Raw genomic sequence first — 17,394 nt, 5'->3', positions numbered from 1 at the left:
AAAACGCTCTAAATTGGTTTAATCATTGTGGTCTATTTTTTGAGCCTATTCGATAGTTATTTTTGTGGTTTTTTTGATCGCAAACTGCTGTAAAACTCGCAAAAATGGTTAAACCTTGGAAGCCGTTGATATATGGGTGGCAAAGTCGGCAAAGACGCTCATTTAAGAACTTATGTGACCAAAGGCATACCCTGTGAAGACTTGCAGCTAGTATTACAAGATTTACTGATTAAACATTTTGGGGCAAAACTCAAGCAAGAAGCCTTAGTAATTAGCGGTTAGTAACTGCTAAAGCTAATTTTTTCGCTCATTGTCCTCATCTCCCTCACTTCTTCAATTAGAAAGATTAAAATGCTTAAAAAATTATTTTCATTCAGCGATCGCTACCGCATCTTACATCAAACTTGGCTTGCTTTCTTTCTCTCTCACCTTTGTCTGGTGGTTTAATTTTGCTCCCTTTGCTACAACTATTGGCAAAGAGCTACATTTAGCACCAGAACAAATCAAAACTTTGGGCATCTGTAATCTTGCCCTCACAATCCCTGCACGACTAATTATTGGGATGCTTTTGGATCGTTTTGACCCCAGAATCACCTATTCAATCCTGCTGATATTTGCGGCTGTTCCCTGTTTAGCGACGGTGTTAGCGCAAGATTTTAATCAACTAGTGATCAGTCGTTTGCTGATGGGAATTGTCGGATCTGGGTTTGTTGTGGGTGTCCGCATGGTGGCGGAATGGTTCCAGCCAAAAGAAATGGGAATTGCTCAAGGTATTTATGGCGGTTGGGGTAACTTTGGGGCTTTTGGCGCAGAGTTTGCCTTGCCGATGATTGCAGTTTCTACTAGCTTTTTCGCTGCTGCTTCTAACTGGCGGTTAGCGATCGCAGTTACAATGTTTGCCGCCTACTTTGCCCAAGCTGGCTGCGGTGCAACCTACAGTATCGTACCCCTAATTAAGAAAGAAGCTACTGGACAAATTGCTGGTAATGTGGGAGCTTACGGTAATTTTGGCGGCGTGGTTTACCTGACAATTTTTAGCTTCACCGACGCATCTACATTATTTAGCACAATGGGTTTAACTGCTTTAGTCTGCGCTTTCATGTGTGCCTTCTTCCTTAAAGAACCAAAAGATTCCTTTGCAGCTGCTTATAAGGGCGAATTACCAGAAATCACAACTAAAAACCCTACTTTCTTAACGGAAGAATAGACCTCTTGCATAAATCAAAAATAAGAACCCCGCCCAATACTGCTCGGTTAAGAATATTTGTAGGTTTGGTTGAACATTTTTATTTTTTAGGCAAAACCTACGCAGTATTGGAACCCCACCCCGTCTTTGATTTAGATTAAAGTCTCCTTTCACGGATGCCTACGTATCTCTTGATCTGCAATGCCAATGTATCAACCTGCATTGTTAATGTAAAATATACAATGTCAATGTATCTGAAGTTTATGCTGAGTTTATCAAACTAACTAAAACTCGTCCCTACAATATGACGGGTATCAGTCATGAGCAATTACAAGCAGAAGTCCCAACTCAATGGCCTCATTCAGAAAAAAGTTATGAGTTAAGAGTTAGGAATTATGAATTAGAATCTTCAACTCCTAACTTCTCACTCCTAACTCCAAACGCCTCTACACCTCTGATGGACGCGCTCGATTTGAGGCATATTACTCAAAGGGATTGGCAGAACCACTAGACCCAGATTATCCGTTTGTGCTAACTAATGGACGACTTTACAGACACTGGCATACGCAGACACGCACTGGGCGGATTGAAAAAATTTGTAAAATGCATCCCCGTGATGCTGCTCAGTTAGGTATTGTAGATAATATATGTGTAAAAGTGCGATCGCGTTGCGGTAAAGCTAAGTTTCCGGCAAAAGTGACAACCAATAGGTAATTTTGTCAATAATCATCAATAATTATGATAATTTTTTATGACTTTAATCCCAATCCTCACCTAGCAATTTTGGGTTTGTCGAGCAACAGTATAATGAGCTAATTTTAAATACTTTCTTATGACAGATTTCTTTCAATTTGAAGCAGACTTTGTTGATTCTCTGCGTTGCATCCCCATGCAGGTGCGTTATAAATTAGATACCTGTGGCATCAAGCTAAAATTGTCTGATTGGAATCAAATGACTACAGCCGAGCGTCAAGCTTTAGTCGAATTACCTTGCACCACAAAAACGGAAATTCAGTTTTACCACGACCATATCCAGCAATTAATTATACAACGTACAAATATATCAGCGACAAAATTACCCATCGAGCTTCATCCTGCATGGCTAGACTCTGCCACTGTACCAGCTAGCCTCCAAGAAAAAGCTCAAGAAATAGGTGTAACCCTGACACAGCAATATTGGGCAGCTTTAACGCCCTTACAGCGTTTTGCCTTGATTAAACTCAGCCACCCAGGACATGAAAATAAAAACTTTAAGAGAGCAATGGCAGAATTTTATCTGCTTTAATTAGTCAATGCGTAAGTCTTACTACAGCAACCTTCAGTTACTTCACAGGCATTATCACCACAGAAAAACAGCAATGGATATCAAATCTCTTGTTGGAAGTACCCATATCAAGGGTCAAAATATAGAGGAGCCAGATGACGCGCTCATTGTCACGTCCGGTTCTGAAGACGAGCAGTTCTTGTGAGGGAATCGCTTAATTTAACATTAAGCACGGTTTTGAAGACCAACGGGGTTAGTGACAACCTCGTTGAATTTTACTAGTATGTCAATTTATAAACAACTATAGACTTTGACTAATAGGTGAGGGTAACAAAAATATGGCTGCAAAAAAACTTTTGATGCTTGTTGGGGATTATGTAGAAGACTATGAAGTAATGGTTCCTTTCCAGGCGTTGCAAATGGTGGGACACACTGTCCATGCAGTTTGCCCAGACAAAAAAGCTGGCGACAAGGTGCGGACAGCAGTTCATGATTTTGAAGGAGACCAGACTTACAGCGAAAAACCCGGTCACAATTTCACTTTAAATGCTACGTTTGCAGAAGTAGAAGCTGCAAACTATGATGCCTTAGTCATTCCCGGAGGACGAGCACCAGAATATATCCGCCTGAATCAGCAGGTGCTAGAAATCGCCCGTCACTTTGCCCAAACGAATAAACCGATTGCTGCCATCTGCCACGGCTTGCAGTTATTGGCAGCTGCTGATGTACTACAAGGCAAGAGATGTACCGGTTACCCTGCTTGTAGCCCAGATGTCAAGAGTGCTGGAGGGATTTATGTCGATATCCCTGTTGATCAGGCAATAGTTGATGGTAACTTGGTGACAGCACCAGCTTGGCCTGCTCACCCCCGTTGGCTGGCAGAATTCCTCACAGTACTTGGAACTAAGATTGAACACCCAGAACTGGCTATAGTTGTTTGAGCAAGATACTGTAAATCTTTTGGTTCAATCTTCGGGGCAGTTTCTTTGACTACTCCCTACTCCCTGCCCCGAAGGAGCTTAGTCAATTAGCAGTGGCAAAAACAACTGACAATAGACAACTGAAAATCATATAGTTTTTTGATGAAGCTAAATGCAATAAAAACTACTATTTTTGATAAATTGGTGTGGGTTTAATTTGCCGCTAGGATGTCAAGAGTACACCACCGATACAATCTGATTCATCCGCCTAACAAGCCAGATTTAGGACAAACTCTCCGCAGATGGAATACTTATTTACATTAGGTGAAACAATTTAAAATTTTGCATCTGAAATTTTAAATTTCTTAGCAGTAAGTGAAGCTATAGTGGATTTAGCAATGCTGCTGTTAATGTGGCTAAGGTTAGTCCTGCTGCCAAATTATGTGAAGAATTAGTTTAGAAACGCACTTCTTATCGATGACAGGCAAAAACGCAAGACAAAATGCATTTCTGCGGCTAGTGTCTGGTAATGGGGCAGCTTTTGGATCAGAATCTCGCTACTCGCTGCCCCCCAGTAAAGAGATGGTAATTGGACGCGACCCCAGCTGCCAAGTTGTCTTGGATGCCATGAGCTACCGAATGGTATCTCGTCGTCATGCGGTGGTTCGTCCCCTTTCTCTATCTCCAGATAGCAAATTCAGCTGGGTGCTTTGTGATTTGAATAGTGCTAATGGCACTTATTTGAATGGACAACGCTTGTATGAATGTCAGGAATTGCACCCAGGCGATCGCATTTCTCTAGGTGCTGATGGTCCACAATACGTTTTTGAGTACGAGTTTACCTCATTTACCCCGACCACGACAGTTAACCAAGTTACACCATTACCTTCGGCGACAAACCACCACAACCACACGCAGTTAAAGCAGCCAGATTCTGTTAGCTTCACCCAGCTTTTTCCGATTATTTCCACTGGTAAAGATTTAACTCGTAAAGCTTACCTCGTACCGGGAATCCTAACTGTAATCTTTGTAGTGTTAATGTTTGCTACAGTCGGTCAGCCCCGAGCTAATCAAGTTATCGTCGCAACTTACATCGCCTTCGCTGCCTACTATTTTGTTTACCAACTTTGCGGTAAACAGAAGCCTTGGTGGGTGTTAATGGGTGCAACATTGGGCACGATGCTGATTTTGCTCAGTCCGCTGTTGAATTTATTTATCTTCGTGTTTCGCGGCATTTTGCCTGGAAACTTGCCCTCTTCCCAAGAATCGATCACCTTTACAGAGTTACTGGTGCGGATGTTTTTTGGCGCTGGCTTGATGGAGGAATTACTCAAGGCATTGCCTGTACTAGGGGCCTTTGCCATCGGTAGAATGTTGTCTTCACCTTGGCGGGAACGCATAGGCGTCTGGGAACCTCTAGATGGTATTCTCCTGGGAACGGCTTCTGCTGTGGGTTTCACTCTCTTGGAAACTCTCGGACAATATGTCCCAGATATTACTCAAAATGTCACACAACAGGTGGGTACTGGTGCTGCTGGTCAACTGGCGGGTTTACAACTGCTAATTCCGCGAATTTTAGGCTCTGTAGCCGGACATATGGCTTATAGTGGCTACCTGGGTTATTTTATCGGGTTGGCTGTTCTCAAACCCAGTAGAAGTTGGCAAATTCTCTCTATTGGTTATCTGAGTGCGGCTGCGCTCCACGCTCTGTGGAATGCTACAGGATCAATCAATGCCTTGCTGTTGGTAGTTGTTGGGGTGTTATCTTACGCCTTTTTGATGGCGGCAATTCTCAAGGCACGGGCACTGTCACCGACGCGATCGCAAAATTTTGCTACCCGATTTATTGGCCCAAAATAAGAGATGGGGAAATCAGGGAGATGAGGCAGAACAACCAATGCCCAATCACTTTTGAATATTTATATCTTGGGATAGATGGCCTAATTGGAAAATTAGCTTATCGTAATGTTACTTTAGGTGCATTATACTAAAATGCAGAAAATTAGTAAATGCTTAAAATCGCAGCACAGCTTTTATCAGTAGATAAATCTGCCTACCTTGCGTCGGAAATTTATGTAGAAAAAAGAGATAGTTGACTCAAGTTATGGTTCAGATTGAGACTTGTCGAGTTGATTGAAAGCATAGGAAGCGATCGCTAAAGTAACCTTTGCTTTCTCTACTTCTGATAAAGCTGTCCACTCACTATTTTTAAGATTACTGAGCGCAGATGCCGCGTTTTGCGATTCGCTACTTCGCATAGCGTAAGCAAAAGGACGAGCCAAAACTAAAAGATCCTCTGTTCCCCAAGTTGGTAGTACTGTCTGAACGCACTCAACCAGTTGCTCACCCATTAATTGGCCAGAAGCAAATATCTCAGCAGCTTTGGTGGCGATCGCGTTGAGTAATACTTGGGGGACGTAGGCAAGAAAAGTAGTACGTAATGTTTCTTCAAGATTAAGCACTACTGCCTGTTGGGGATTGAGATTAGAGTTTGACTCAAGGGAGATATTAGACCAAAGTGTGTCTAAATGACTATAAAAATCTTGCGATCGCGTCGTCAGTTCTTCTTCGAGCAAATCTGGTATTCCGAACTGTTGTTCTAGTTCCTGAAAATAAGCTTCTGATTGATCATCACCTGGATTCCAGGGATAGGTAGCATCCTCTGGTTCCAGTAACGCTTCTAAGAAGTCTAAATCTACTTGAGATGGCAAAGAGGAGAAAGTGTCTGAGCCGTTAATTTTTTTAACCATTTTTTATTGCCTCAAGATTCTTTGGTCATATTGACAGCTACAATTCCTAAGAAGAGATTTCCGCAAAAAAAGTTGATTTTTTCTTTCGGAAAAACAGATTTTAAAGGTTAATACTAAAGACTAAAATCCATTTCTGCAATAGCTCAGCTAGGAGTCTTCAATAATAAACTCCCAGGTTTCACCTTTAGCACTTCCAAACTTTAACTGCATTCCCGATTTCAAAGGGACTTCCTCTCGGAGGATTTGTTGCCAGCCATTAGGCCCTAAAAACCAGGTTGTCCCGTAGGTGGAAAAATCTTGCAAGTAATAAGTTCGCACCAGTGTAGCATCAGTAAGAGTATTGCGGCAGAAGATTTCGGCGTGGCGTTTAGAAACAGATGGTTCCGGGATGACAATATCATTGTCCCTCGTGCGGCCGATACGAGTGACGACTCCATAACGCAACAACCAGATTTTACCTTTTGGGGTGAGCGATCGCAAAGAAGCAATCGGAAGCGAGGAATCGACATCAGGAATGGCTGTGTCTGGTAGTTCTGTAATCCCTTCATCCAGGTTCTTAATCAGTTCGCCATTAAAATCTGGATGCAAGTAAAGAACAGGCAAAGTCCAAGCAGGTTGATTAAATTTATATAGTGTTAACAACTCTTGCCTAGCCTGGGCTACGGCTTCATCAATTGGCTTGTGCGATCGCAAAGCTTCGGTAAAGGCTTGAATAAAACTGTGGCTTTCGTGGTCAGCAATTTCATCGCGCATTCCCAAAACCGCAGGCACACCATTACGAATCAGTACTTCTGCTAAACTACTGGCAGGTATAGCTTGATGATTAATAGCAGCTGGTTGTGCGCCCCAACAGGCGTTGAAAACTGCTAGTTTCACACCTGTATGGGTCAATACTTGCGCCAATTCTATCCCATTCAGTGGCATGTCTGGCCGCAAAAACAGTAACCCCCCGTCTGGATCTGGCAAACCATGTCCAGCGTAAAAGAAAACATTGTATGCTTTGGTTTCTAATTCATCAATCAACTCCTGTGGAGTTGGTTGTAGAAGTTGATTCACTATACAAGGTGCATATCTTTGGGAATTATCACTTACAGGCGTATCTGCAAGAGTTTGCTGTAAAATAGCAGCTTCAAGTTCTAGTTGCAGCTTTTCATCATGACCTAAAACCAGCAGGATACTTAAAGCCTGGTCAGTTCGCAAATACGGTAAGGCGTCAACTTCACTGCTGGTGCGACTAAATAGCAAATCTGGGGAGAGAGACATCGCCGATTGACCAGGCTCACGCTGCATAATTTCCCAAGGGAGAGCGATCAGATCCGGATCGCGAATTTCTAGTCGAAAGCGCAAACGTGTATGCTGACCCATAGCAATACCGCGACTGCGTTCTAGACTACCGAGAATTTGTCCGTCGAATACCCAGCGCCATAAATTCATTCCCAAGTATTGCATCAGACGACTGCTATGGGGACCAGTAGTCTGACCTGAAGGGGGTGAAATCCAATCCAGGGGTGATGGGTTGGGCTTTTGAGATGTTGAGTTTGGGGAAATATCTAGGTGACTATGACCGGCAAACATCTGCTGCCATTCTTGCCAGACTTGGGTGAGTTCAACAGGCCATACACAGTCACGTAAAACGTAGCCACTGGGATAGGGAGCGTTGACCACCCAAATGGCGAAGTTGTCAGTGCCAGTGTTTCGGAGACGGGCGATCGCCAAATTCAGGGATGGCATGGATTCATTAAACTAAAAGCTAAAAACAAATAATTTCAAATAACAATTCTTCAAGGTGAAAATTTTCTACTTTTTTACCTTGTAAATTTTTTACTCTAGTTGTTACCTGTTATTATTCCAGGTTTTTACAAGTTTATCGAGTATTTGACTAAGTTGGACTGGTGTTAGGTGATTGAATAACTGGCGGTTGGGTGGTAGCGTTACATGGACTTGGTGTGTCTGATTGTAAAACAGAGACTCCAAAACGGTTGAGTTGTTCAAATTGAATCGATACTGTTTTCTCAGGTTTCAATACAGGTTTTGATTTAGATGGAGCTTGGGAGGATGCTGGTGGATTTGTAGTGTTTACGGGAGTTGGTGTACTTTTATTGGTACAGACTCGCATATTCACCGAAAAATCCCCAGAAGTAGGTTTGGGATCTGGTTTTGTGCTGAGAACTTGTAAAAAACTGTTGGGGGGAAGCGATTGGTTCTTTCCGAAGGAAATTTGATTGTTGGTTTTTATTACCCAATCACGATCAAGGTTAGCAAGCGATCGCAGTGTGGGTGTCGCTGGGATGGTAGGGTTTAAAGTTTGTATTGGATTGGAAAAAATTGGAAATGGCCATGATTGCGATCGGAATTGCTTCATGAACAATCCTAAAGAAGCTGCTGCTACTACAATTACTAACGGAACTATCCACTGTAAAGGTAAACTGGAAGTTTTGATCGGCTCCTTGTCGGGAATGACCTGAGTTTTATGGTTTGGGTTATTTAAAAGTGTCGGATCTGTGGCTCTGGACGTAAAATCAGCAGTTTTGGCAGAATAACTCTTCGGAATAACGGCTTTGATCGTGATTTCTGGTTCCCAGTATTCAACTTGATAGTGGACTAAAGCGACGGTGACATTATCGTGTCCATTCTTAGCATTAGCGATTTCGACTAATCTATCCACAACATTTGTTATACTTGCTTCCCCAACTAAAATCGGCAAGATTTCTGTTTCCCAGTACTCCTCCACCCGATCAAAATCACTCAAACCATCGGATGTGAGCAGAAAAACAGCATCTTCATCGAGCATAAACCGTCCCGATGTGGGATGCAATGAAGTGCTGGGCCCCATGCCCAAAGCCTGGACGAGAGAGCCAGCGGCACTCTGTTGCACTGCCTCGCGGTAAATGGCATAACCTAGCCGCACTTCGCGGGAGGCAACATCATCGTCGAGGGTAACTTGATAACAGCCGTGACGGGTAATCCAGTAGGCACGACTATCCCCAACGTGGGTAATGTACATTTCGTGTGCAACAGGCAATGCCATGACTAAAGTTGTGCCCATGCGTTGACGCCCTTGGCGATTTTCACCGTCATTGCGCTGACTAATTTTGTCATTGGCAATTGCCACTGCCTTTTCGAGGTCATAAAGCAGCTGTGAGGGGTCTATGTGGTCGTAGGGAACTTTTGTTAGTTGCTGTACCTGCTGCTGGATTGTTTCAATGGCTAAATTTGAGGCGACATTACCGCCCTCGTGTCCACCGATGCCATCACAGACAATTGCTAAGGCTGTTGGCTGGGGTGGTTTGCTCACCAGAGTTCCGCTGGGTGGGCTACAGGCATCTTCGTTACGTTGGCGACTTGGCCCAGTGTCGGTTTTGGTGATAATTTTGATTGTGGGTGTTTGCGATCGCCCTAACCCAGCCAGTCCCCCATCTAAAACTCCGATTAATTGATCAGTTGAATTAATCTCTCCCTGAATTAAGGCAAGGCTAACCTGCTCAACAAATTTAGCTATAGCTGGTTTAGCATCACTGACCAACTGCTGCCAAAATTCACCTAATTGGGGCAATTCTGGTGATTTTGCGGTGTCGAAACGCAAGTCCAACAACCGGACTAATGATCCTTCTACCCGTAATACATAGGAGTCAAGCAAGCTAGAGGCCACACCTTCACTCGCAAGCGGTTGCCACAGATGAGCTATTTGCCATAACCAATTGAGTTGGCGCATCGATGTTGCATCTCGCCAAGCGGTAGTTAACTCGCAGCCCAAATGCACTTGTTGGATTGTGTCATCTACTAATAGTGGCGGTTTTTCTAAGAGTAATATTTCTCGATGGGAGGGCGCGTCAGCGAGAAATATTACTCCATATACCTGCGGTACGTGTAAGCGATAAGGAATGAGTCTCAGGTAAGCTCTTAGAGGCTGTAAATTATCTAACTCAGGCGTTAACGCTAATAAACCAGGCTTCGTATCTAAAAGAACAAATTTATCAAGGATTAAATAGCGATCGGCTAATATTTCTCCAGGGCTACCCACACTCGGGGCATCTACCACAGCCCAGAGGTAATTTTTCGGTAGGGGCGTGGAACATCGCTGGCAAAACTTGTGGGTCAGGGGGTTGGCAGCCTGACAATTTTCATTTGGACAGTAGAGCGTTGCCGCGTCATTTTCCATAGTTTTCGCACCGATCAGCGATTGGCAATTTCTTTAACAGCATTATTAGGGACAATCTAGACCGCTCATCTTTCTTTAACTTGACATATCCAGACTTTAGATGATGATTTTAGCTGGCGGATATCAGCAGGTGCTAATACTTAACTTATCCAAAGAATACGCTCCTAAGTCAACCCTACAGCCTCATCATAGCTTTTATTGCCTTGTGACTCTCCATCGCCAAAGCAACTAACTCCAACCCTGTTAGCAAAGCATAACCCAAGCATAACTGCGCTATTTGCTTTTGCTGAATTACCCGATCATCAAGAGGCAGATCAGGTTGGTATTTATTTAGTTTATAAGTAAGATAGCAACAATTAACTTTAATTAAGAATTAAGAATAGCAAATATAATAATTTTGGCAAAAGTACCTGATGAATCAAGAAAACCTCTCTAAATCTCTCTCCTACCAGGAGAGAGATTTAGAATTTCCCCCTTAGAGCGTCGGGAAGGGAGTTAGGGGGTTAGGTTTTTTGTGGGCTTTTCCAGATGACCTAAATTGTCACAAAGGTTCAGCCAACTCGCTACTAACTCATTCGCTTATTGTTTATCGTCAATTGCAACTTGGGGAACTCCCATGCTGTAGTTGGTGACACGGGCAGAGAGATTGTAGCTGATTTCGCCGAGTTGGAGGAGCGATCGCAGATAATGCTCTAAGTCTGACCCCACACGGCGTAAGTTATAGTCTGTAAGGTCTGCGCCACTAGATGCTTCTACTAGTTCATCAAATTTTCGATAAACCTTTTGCAGTGCATCTTCATTCCAGTTAAATTCGTTATCTGGGTCAACATCTAACGTTAAAACCTGTTCACTGGGAACCAGGTCGCCATCCCGGTCAATTTCGCCTGCAAAAATGCGGACATGTCGGGTTGTGGACTTGAGCAGCATCGGGTTATCCATAAAAGGATGTAAGATTTGGGTGGATTACACTGAAATTATTGTAGACGCTATATCCGAGCTTGAATGCTCTCGATTTACAAGCTTTGAACGCAGTTTCAAAAGGGTATATTGAATGGGCATAAGTAAAAATATCAGTTGTAGTGATTAACTTACTACTTCTGTTAGGAGTTGAAGACAAATTTAGTTGCTAGTACTGACAGTAGTCCAATTATTTTTCTGCAAAAAGTACTGGGTAGAGTGTTTTTCTTTGGAGCATACAAACAAGTTTAAGCGGTGTCCTGATCTTCCTACTACTAAGATTTTTATACTCACTCAGCTTAGAAGGCAGTAGGGTGAGGCGATCAGCTGGAATAATTTGATCTGTGTACATTTTTTTGGGGAGAACAAAAATTTTTACCTTAATAATTATGCTGAGCAATTTTTCCGGAATTTTCTACTGAAAAAAAAGTACATCTAGTAATTTTACTGAATAGGGCTACATCGACCTCTGGCTTTAATAAACTCAAAAAAATTCAGCAGTTTTGCTTACGTATAAATACCAAAATCAAAGTAACAAGTTCAACTTTTATTGGCGTTAACATAAAGTTGATGTAAAAACCTTTAAAAAGGTCGAACAACTTCTTACAGAAACTTTATTGTGTAGAATTTTAAAAACTGAATAATAGTTATGGCTTACCATAAGCTACATCTGGCACAGTCACATCAAAATCTAGACAGTGAAAATCTAGCTTTAAAATAAAGCACAGGAGAGTGAAATGGAATACAAAGGTGATTGATGAAGAAAAATTCTTAATTCAAGCACTTTGGATTCAAAAGAGATATAAAGAATTTTTGTTCGACATCTACCTCCTTAGCCTCATGACCACCAAGTAAAGGAATCTCAATAGCTATGAACTCCAAAGCATTACCACGCCAGATAAATAATCTCGAAGTAGGTGTTTATGAGTGCGAAATACATCTCAAATTCCGGTTGATTGAGGAAAAGAGTCTATTGGGCGATCGTGAGCAGCTCTTACAGGTGCTACTTGATGCCTTGACTGTGGGTTCTGACGACTTTTTAGAGACGCTACAAGCGTCCGTCAAAGCGCAGGAAGTATCCGAGTTCAAAGCCTCACCTCAAATGCGACGCCAGCTAATGCGTTTGCGTAATGCTACCGAGAATCCCCAAACTTAAAGGTGTAATTTGAAGAGCGGCAAAACGTGAATTGGGCATCAAATCAAATATTGATCCCATACCCCCGTTGCAATAGAAACTAAGCAGTAAGTAGAATTCATCAAATACTGTGATTTTTACTTTATGAAAGTCTTTAGCAACACAAAGTCCCAGGAACAGTTTCCTCCATTAAAAACTTTGTAGCAAAGGGTACTGGTAGAATCTGAGATCAAATTCAGCCGGGTGCATTTTACCGAGTTTTTATCAAAACATTGCAGGAATAATAAAACCCTGTGTCTTTACAGATAGGGAATTGGACAACAAGCGCAAATCAAATGCAAACCTAAAAGACCAAAGTAAAAATAAATAACCTTTCTTTTAGCTTTTTGCTCTAGCTCAGTGCCTGATTGCTGAAATACTTATGTTTTATCTATTACTGGTAATAGGTTATGGTTTAGCAGCCAGTTACCTATTACCAATTACCCACAATCAAAAGAAGATTTAATCAAGAGGAGCAGATAGCAGAGGGGAAAGAGGTGATTTTTCATTCTCCCCCTGCAAGAACTGCCCCTCTACCTCTTCTCAATGCCCAATGCCCATTTCTATTTAGCAAGACCGTGTTCTAGAGCAAAACGAACTAACTCTGTACGGCTATTGGTGCCAGTTTTACTAAACAAACGGCTGACGTACTTTTCTACATTGCGGACGCTGGTTTCTAAGCGTCGGGCGATTTCTTTGTTCATCAACCCTTCAGCGACCAAGTTTAAAACACTTTGTTCTCTGGGAGTCAAATCAATCTTGAAAGGAGCTGGCGATTGGGAAATAGCATTTCTCTGAGTTAACAATGCCTTAATTTGGGCAATCTGATTAGCTAGTTCAGCAAGATCAGGGGTTTCAGCATCATCTCCCGTACTTGAAGCCTTAGCAGCACGGCGGGCTAGCAAATTTTCGACTATAGCCACTAACTCGTCTGGATCGAAGGGTTTGGGTAGATAGGCATCAACACCAGCATGATAGCCTTGGATGCGATCGCCTGTCATACCTTTAGCAGTTAAAAATACTACTGGGAGCGCTTGGAAGCGGGGGTCTTCTCGTAATTGCTTGAGGAACTGATAGCCATCCACCTGAGGCATCATGACATCAGAAATCACTAAATCCGGTGTATTCAGCTGCATCCATTCCCAACCTTCAAGGGCGTTACTGGCGACTTGAACGCTGAAACCGCTCTCTTGCAAATAGTCTTTCACGGCTTCCCGTATGCCTGGTTCATCATCCACCAGTAACAATTGTGCTGACATTTAAAATTCCCTTGAGTTTATCTTTTTCCAATTTAGCGAAAGTTGACAGTGATTGAACAATCTGAATTCACCTCTACCGCCCCCAAAGCTTTTAAAGTTGACATCTCTGCCTCGGTCAACCCTTTAACCTCTGTAATAATCGTGCCTTCATATGGACGGGCTGGCCGCAAAGTTGTCCAGCATTCTCCTGTACCAATATCCCAACAGTTGATTGTTTCATCCTGGCTACCGCTGAGGAGAGTTTGATCGTCTGGACTCACACTGAGCGACCACACCCAATTTTGGTGATTCTCTAGTGTAGCAAGGCAGTCTCCAGTAGCCACATGCCAAATTTTGATGGTGCGATCGCTACTACCGCTAATCATGCGGCTACCATCGGCGGTGAACAGAATGCAGACTACCTGGCTAGTATGTCCAGAGAATGTCCGCAGAGAAAACCCTGTGTGGATGTCCCACAGTCGTACCAAGGAGTCATCACCCCCAGTAGCAACGTATTGAGTATCTGGACTGACAGCAACTGCCCAAACACGGTTAGAATCTGCCTCCCAAGTATGAAGACAATTGCCTGTTTTAACATCCCACTGTTTAACTATCTTTTCATAGCCACCGCTGAAGAGAGTTTTGCCATCAGGGCTAAAGGCGATCGCCAGCACACAACCAGGATGCCCCTGCAATGTTTGCAAACATTCACCAGAACCAAGATCCCAAATCTTGATTGTGTGGTCGTAGCTGCCACTAGCAAGGAAGTTACTGTCTGGACTGAAGGCGATCGCCCAGACCCAACTCCCATGACCATACAAGGTTTTGAGGCATTGTCCTGTATGGGGACTCCAGAGTTTAATGGTGCGATCGGCACTAGCGCTAGCCAGGAATTGCCTATCAGAACTGAAGGCAACATCAAAGACACGATTACTGTGTCCGTGGAGTACACGAAAAGGCTGGAGGTCAACTTTTAAGCGTTGTGGAACATTCAGGTTGACATCCCAAAGTTTGATTGTCTGGTCTTCATGTCCACTGGCAAGTAAGTTTTGTTGCCAACTGTGAGCGATCGCATAAATAATATTGCTATGCCCTTGTAAGGTTTTAGTACACTTTCCACTCTTAAGCTCCCAGACTCTAGCTGCATGGTCATCCCCACCACTAGCAATCAAGTGTCCTTGGGGGTGAAAAGCAATTGACCAAATACGGTTTCTATGCTTATTGAGCGTATCCAAACATTTGCCGGTGACCGTATCCCAAATCTTCACAGTTTTGTCATAACTGCCACTTGCGACTCGCTTACCCTGTGGACTAAATGCTACGGATGTTACGACACCTGTATGTCCCAGCAACGTCATGAAACATACCCACACTCCAGTATGTACATCCCACAGTTTCACAGTTTGATCAAAACTTGCACTGACTAACATTTGTCCCTCTGGGCTAAAGGCGATCGCTTTTATCCAGTGCTGATGACCTTCTAGGGTTTGCACACAGCATCCAGTTTCTAGATTCCACAACTTGATTGTGTTATCTTCACCAGCACTTGCTAGGGTTTTACCTGTGGGATGAAACGCTACACTCCATACACAAGTACTATGTCCCTCCAATGTTTGCACACATTTTTCTGTGGTAAGATGCCAGAGTTTGACTGTGTGGTCGTAGCTAGCACTGGCAAGGAATTGAGCATCGGGACTAAAAGCCAGCGCTGTGACGATGCTGGCGTGTCCATGCAGCGTCTTAAGACATTTACCTGTGGTGGTGTCCCAAAGTTTGATTGTATGATCCTGACCGCAACTAGCTAACACCGGATGCACAGGGCTAAAGGCAACACTCCACACCCAACTATTGTGTTCCTTACAGCTAAAGAGTTGTTTGCCATTGTTGGCATCCCAGATATAAAGTTCACCGTTAGTATCACTGGTAGCAAGATGGCGTCCATCTGGACTGAAGACAACACTAGTAATGCCGCCAAAGGTTGCAGCAAATGCACACTCTCGAAATGTTGTTTGGGTAAAGTTGACTTGATGTAAATTGAGCGATCGCAAATCGCAGTCACGAATGTTGAGACCAGAAAAGTCATACCCGGTTAAATCAGTTTCTAATTGTGCAAACAAATTCAGCAGGTTGCCGCCACCATAATCAACTGTATCTACAGCTTCGTCTTGCAGTTTATTAATCAGTCTGCCCAGTTTATGCTCAAGCTGACGAGTTGAGCCAAGGGTTATTTGCAGTTGATCCAGGATAGGCCGCACAATTAGGTGAATTTGACTATCGCGGATATAGTCTTTTGCCTGGGCTTTCATCAAGGCATGACTGAGGAGATATTGCGGCAATTCCGTCACAATTTCCTGACATACTTGCTCAATCAAACGATCTGTCACGTATTCCATTACGACAGGTTGCTGTGTGAATCCCGTAGTGTTGCTTTCAATCAAACTACGCCAGCATAAAGACTCCAGCACTTCTATTAACTTCGGTTTAGGCACTGGTGCTGCAAGATTGGTTTGCAATTCCGCCACAGAAACGCTTTCCCGGTGAATCGCCAACCAGTGCATAACTTGTTGCTCCAAGGCACAGAGTCGTTGGAATTGCTGCTCTATGAGATTGCTAATACCATTAAAGACCGTTGTGCCTTCGGTAAAAAAGCGGGCAATGCTGCCTTCATACAAGTGCCGAATTGAGGTTGCAGCAATTTTCAACGCCAGGGGATTACCACGGTAACATTCAATCAGTTGGCGGGTTTCGTTCTCTGTACTTGATAACCCTTTGAGCGATAGAATTGTTTCTCCGGCTGCGACTTCTAATCCTGATAGAGCAAGAGTCCGAACTGGCAAAGCATCACCTTCCAAGGCAGCGACTTGGGCAGGTTTTTCCCGACTGGTGAGCAGAACACAGCTTTGATGCCCAGTTTCTCCTAATCGCCACAAAAGTTCACCGTAGGATTCATAGCCCTCCCGATAACAGCCTGTCTGCCTACCATGTTGCAACAGCGTGTCAAAATTATCTAGAATCAGCAAGCAGCGAGATTTCCGAAGGGACTCGATTAAACAGGTGATTTGCTCGTGAGGGTCAGCGGGCAATGTGATAACTTGTTGATTGGAAAGAATTTTGATGCAGTCCGTCAGCTTGTCATGTAAAAAAGGTGCGTGCCGCAGCGATCGCCAAATGACATACTCAAATTCTCCCTGCAACTGTTCTGCTAACTTGACTGAGAGTGCAGTTTTGCCCATACCACCCATACCTAGCAGTACCACCAGACGAGTGCGATCGCGCACAATCCATTGGCTCAAGGTTTCTAATTCAGTGATACGTCCATAGAAGCAGGAAACGTCGATCGCCTCTCCCCAATCGAGGTAAGGCGTGAAGGGCTGAAGGTTTAATGTTGGAGATGTGTTTGTGCGATTGTGCTGGTGTGCGGTTCGCTTCAGGACTCCGTGCAGATTATTCTTGGTAACTTTTTCATCTAAAGCTTGAGAGAGCGATCGCCATAGTTGCGAGCCAACATCTTTGATGTGACCGGGGTCGTATGTGACTTCTCGCGCCATTTCTAGGTAAGTTTTCCCTTCCCAGGAGTAGCAGAATACAATCTCTTGTGCTCTTGTTAAGCGTCCCCGTTCCAGTAAGCGTTCAACGAGTGCGATCGCTTCTTCAACCGTCATTTATTTCCCTAGTAATACAGGTTAACTACAATATTCCCACTGTAAGCTTTATGTTTTCTTAAAGTTTAGGTAAATCTACCAAGA

General features: G+C 43.5%; 11 protein-coding genes and 2 pseudogenes. 7 read left to right on the top strand and 6 right to left on the bottom strand.

Going from position 1 to position 17,394, the window contains the following annotated elements:
- The first annotated feature begins 132 nt into the window (after positions 1-132).
- The 6 genes and pseudogenes from V7K48_RS11305 to V7K48_RS11280 all read left to right on the top strand — a co-directional run bounded on the left by V7K48_RS11305 (position 133) and on the right by V7K48_RS11280 (position 5,230).
- Entirely contained in the window at positions 133-282 is a 150-nt protein-coding gene (locus V7K48_RS11305; RefSeq protein WP_442949432.1) for a hypothetical protein, read from the top strand.
- A 69-nt stretch (positions 283-351) separates the two neighbouring features.
- Positions 352-1,207: pseudogene (locus tag V7K48_RS11300) on the top strand (MFS transporter).
- Between the two features lie 226 nt (positions 1,208-1,433).
- A pseudogene (locus V7K48_RS11295) lies at positions 1,434-1,888 on the top strand (molybdopterin dinucleotide binding domain-containing protein); the annotation flags it as partial.
- Positions 1,889-2,018: 130 nt separating this feature from the next.
- Complete coding sequence (locus V7K48_RS11290) at positions 2,019-2,471, top strand: nitrate reductase associated protein (protein ID WP_335072398.1); 453 nt, start codon at positions 2,019-2,021, stop codon at positions 2,469-2,471.
- A gap of 317 nt (positions 2,472-2,788) precedes the next feature.
- Positions 2,789-3,391, top strand: a complete 603-nt coding sequence (locus V7K48_RS11285) for a DJ-1/PfpI family protein (RefSeq protein ID WP_335072396.1) — start codon at positions 2,789-2,791, stop codon at positions 3,389-3,391.
- A 456-nt stretch (positions 3,392-3,847) separates the two neighbouring features.
- The gene (locus V7K48_RS11280; protein ID WP_335072394.1) at positions 3,848-5,230 is read left to right on the top strand and encodes a PrsW family glutamic-type intramembrane protease; all 1,383 of its coding nucleotides are present in this window, start codon (positions 3,848-3,850) and stop codon (positions 5,228-5,230) included.
- Between the two features lie 242 nt (positions 5,231-5,472).
- On the opposite strand, the gene V7K48_RS11275 is transcribed toward V7K48_RS11280, so the two are convergent.
- The 4 genes from V7K48_RS11275 to V7K48_RS11260 all read right to left on the bottom strand — a co-directional run bounded on the left by V7K48_RS11275 (position 5,473) and on the right by V7K48_RS11260 (position 11,218).
- Positions 5,473-6,120 (bottom strand): hypothetical protein, encoded by a 648-nt coding sequence (locus V7K48_RS11275; RefSeq protein WP_335072392.1) that lies wholly within the window; start codon positions 6,118-6,120, stop codon positions 5,473-5,475.
- 147 nt (positions 6,121-6,267) lie between these two features.
- A complete protein-coding gene (locus V7K48_RS11270) occupies positions 6,268-7,851 on the bottom strand; it encodes a CHAT domain-containing protein (RefSeq protein WP_335072390.1) in 1,584 nt (527 codons plus the stop codon).
- A 148-nt stretch (positions 7,852-7,999) separates the two neighbouring features.
- Positions 8,000-10,279: a protein phosphatase 2C domain-containing protein gene (locus tag V7K48_RS11265; protein WP_335072388.1), complete on the bottom strand. Its 2,280-nt coding sequence runs from the start codon at positions 10,277-10,279 to the stop codon at positions 8,000-8,002.
- Between the two features lie 579 nt (positions 10,280-10,858).
- The gene (locus tag V7K48_RS11260) at positions 10,859-11,218 is read right to left on the bottom strand and encodes an NAD(P)H-quinone oxidoreductase subunit M (protein ID WP_334980022.1); all 360 of its coding nucleotides are present in this window, start codon (positions 11,216-11,218) and stop codon (positions 10,859-10,861) included.
- A gap of 889 nt (positions 11,219-12,107) precedes the next feature.
- Here V7K48_RS11260 and V7K48_RS11255 point away from each other — a divergent pair.
- Positions 12,108-12,392 carry an Npun_R1517 family heterocyst differentiation transcriptional regulator gene (locus V7K48_RS11255; RefSeq protein ID WP_335072386.1) on the top strand — a complete coding sequence of 95 codons (285 nt, stop codon included), beginning with the start codon at positions 12,108-12,110 and terminating at the stop codon, positions 12,390-12,392.
- 581 nt (positions 12,393-12,973) lie between these two features.
- On the opposite strand, the gene V7K48_RS11250 is transcribed toward V7K48_RS11255, so the two are convergent.
- Together V7K48_RS11250 and V7K48_RS11245 are read right to left on the bottom strand one after the other, a co-directional pair.
- Positions 12,974-13,669, bottom strand: coding sequence for a response regulator transcription factor (locus tag V7K48_RS11250; RefSeq protein WP_335072384.1), 696 nt, complete (start codon positions 13,667-13,669; stop codon positions 12,974-12,976).
- A gap of 32 nt (positions 13,670-13,701) precedes the next feature.
- Positions 13,702-17,310: an NB-ARC domain-containing protein gene (locus tag V7K48_RS11245; protein ID WP_335072382.1), complete on the bottom strand. Its 3,609-nt coding sequence runs from the start codon at positions 17,308-17,310 to the stop codon at positions 13,702-13,704.
- Positions 17,311-17,394 lie beyond the last annotated feature (84 nt).

It is taken from the genome of Nostoc sp., assembly GCF_036919615.1.
Classification (GTDB): domain Bacteria; phylum Cyanobacteriota; class Cyanobacteriia; order Cyanobacteriales; family Nostocaceae; genus Nostoc.
This window is presented reverse-complemented; position numbering and strand designations above follow the sequence as displayed.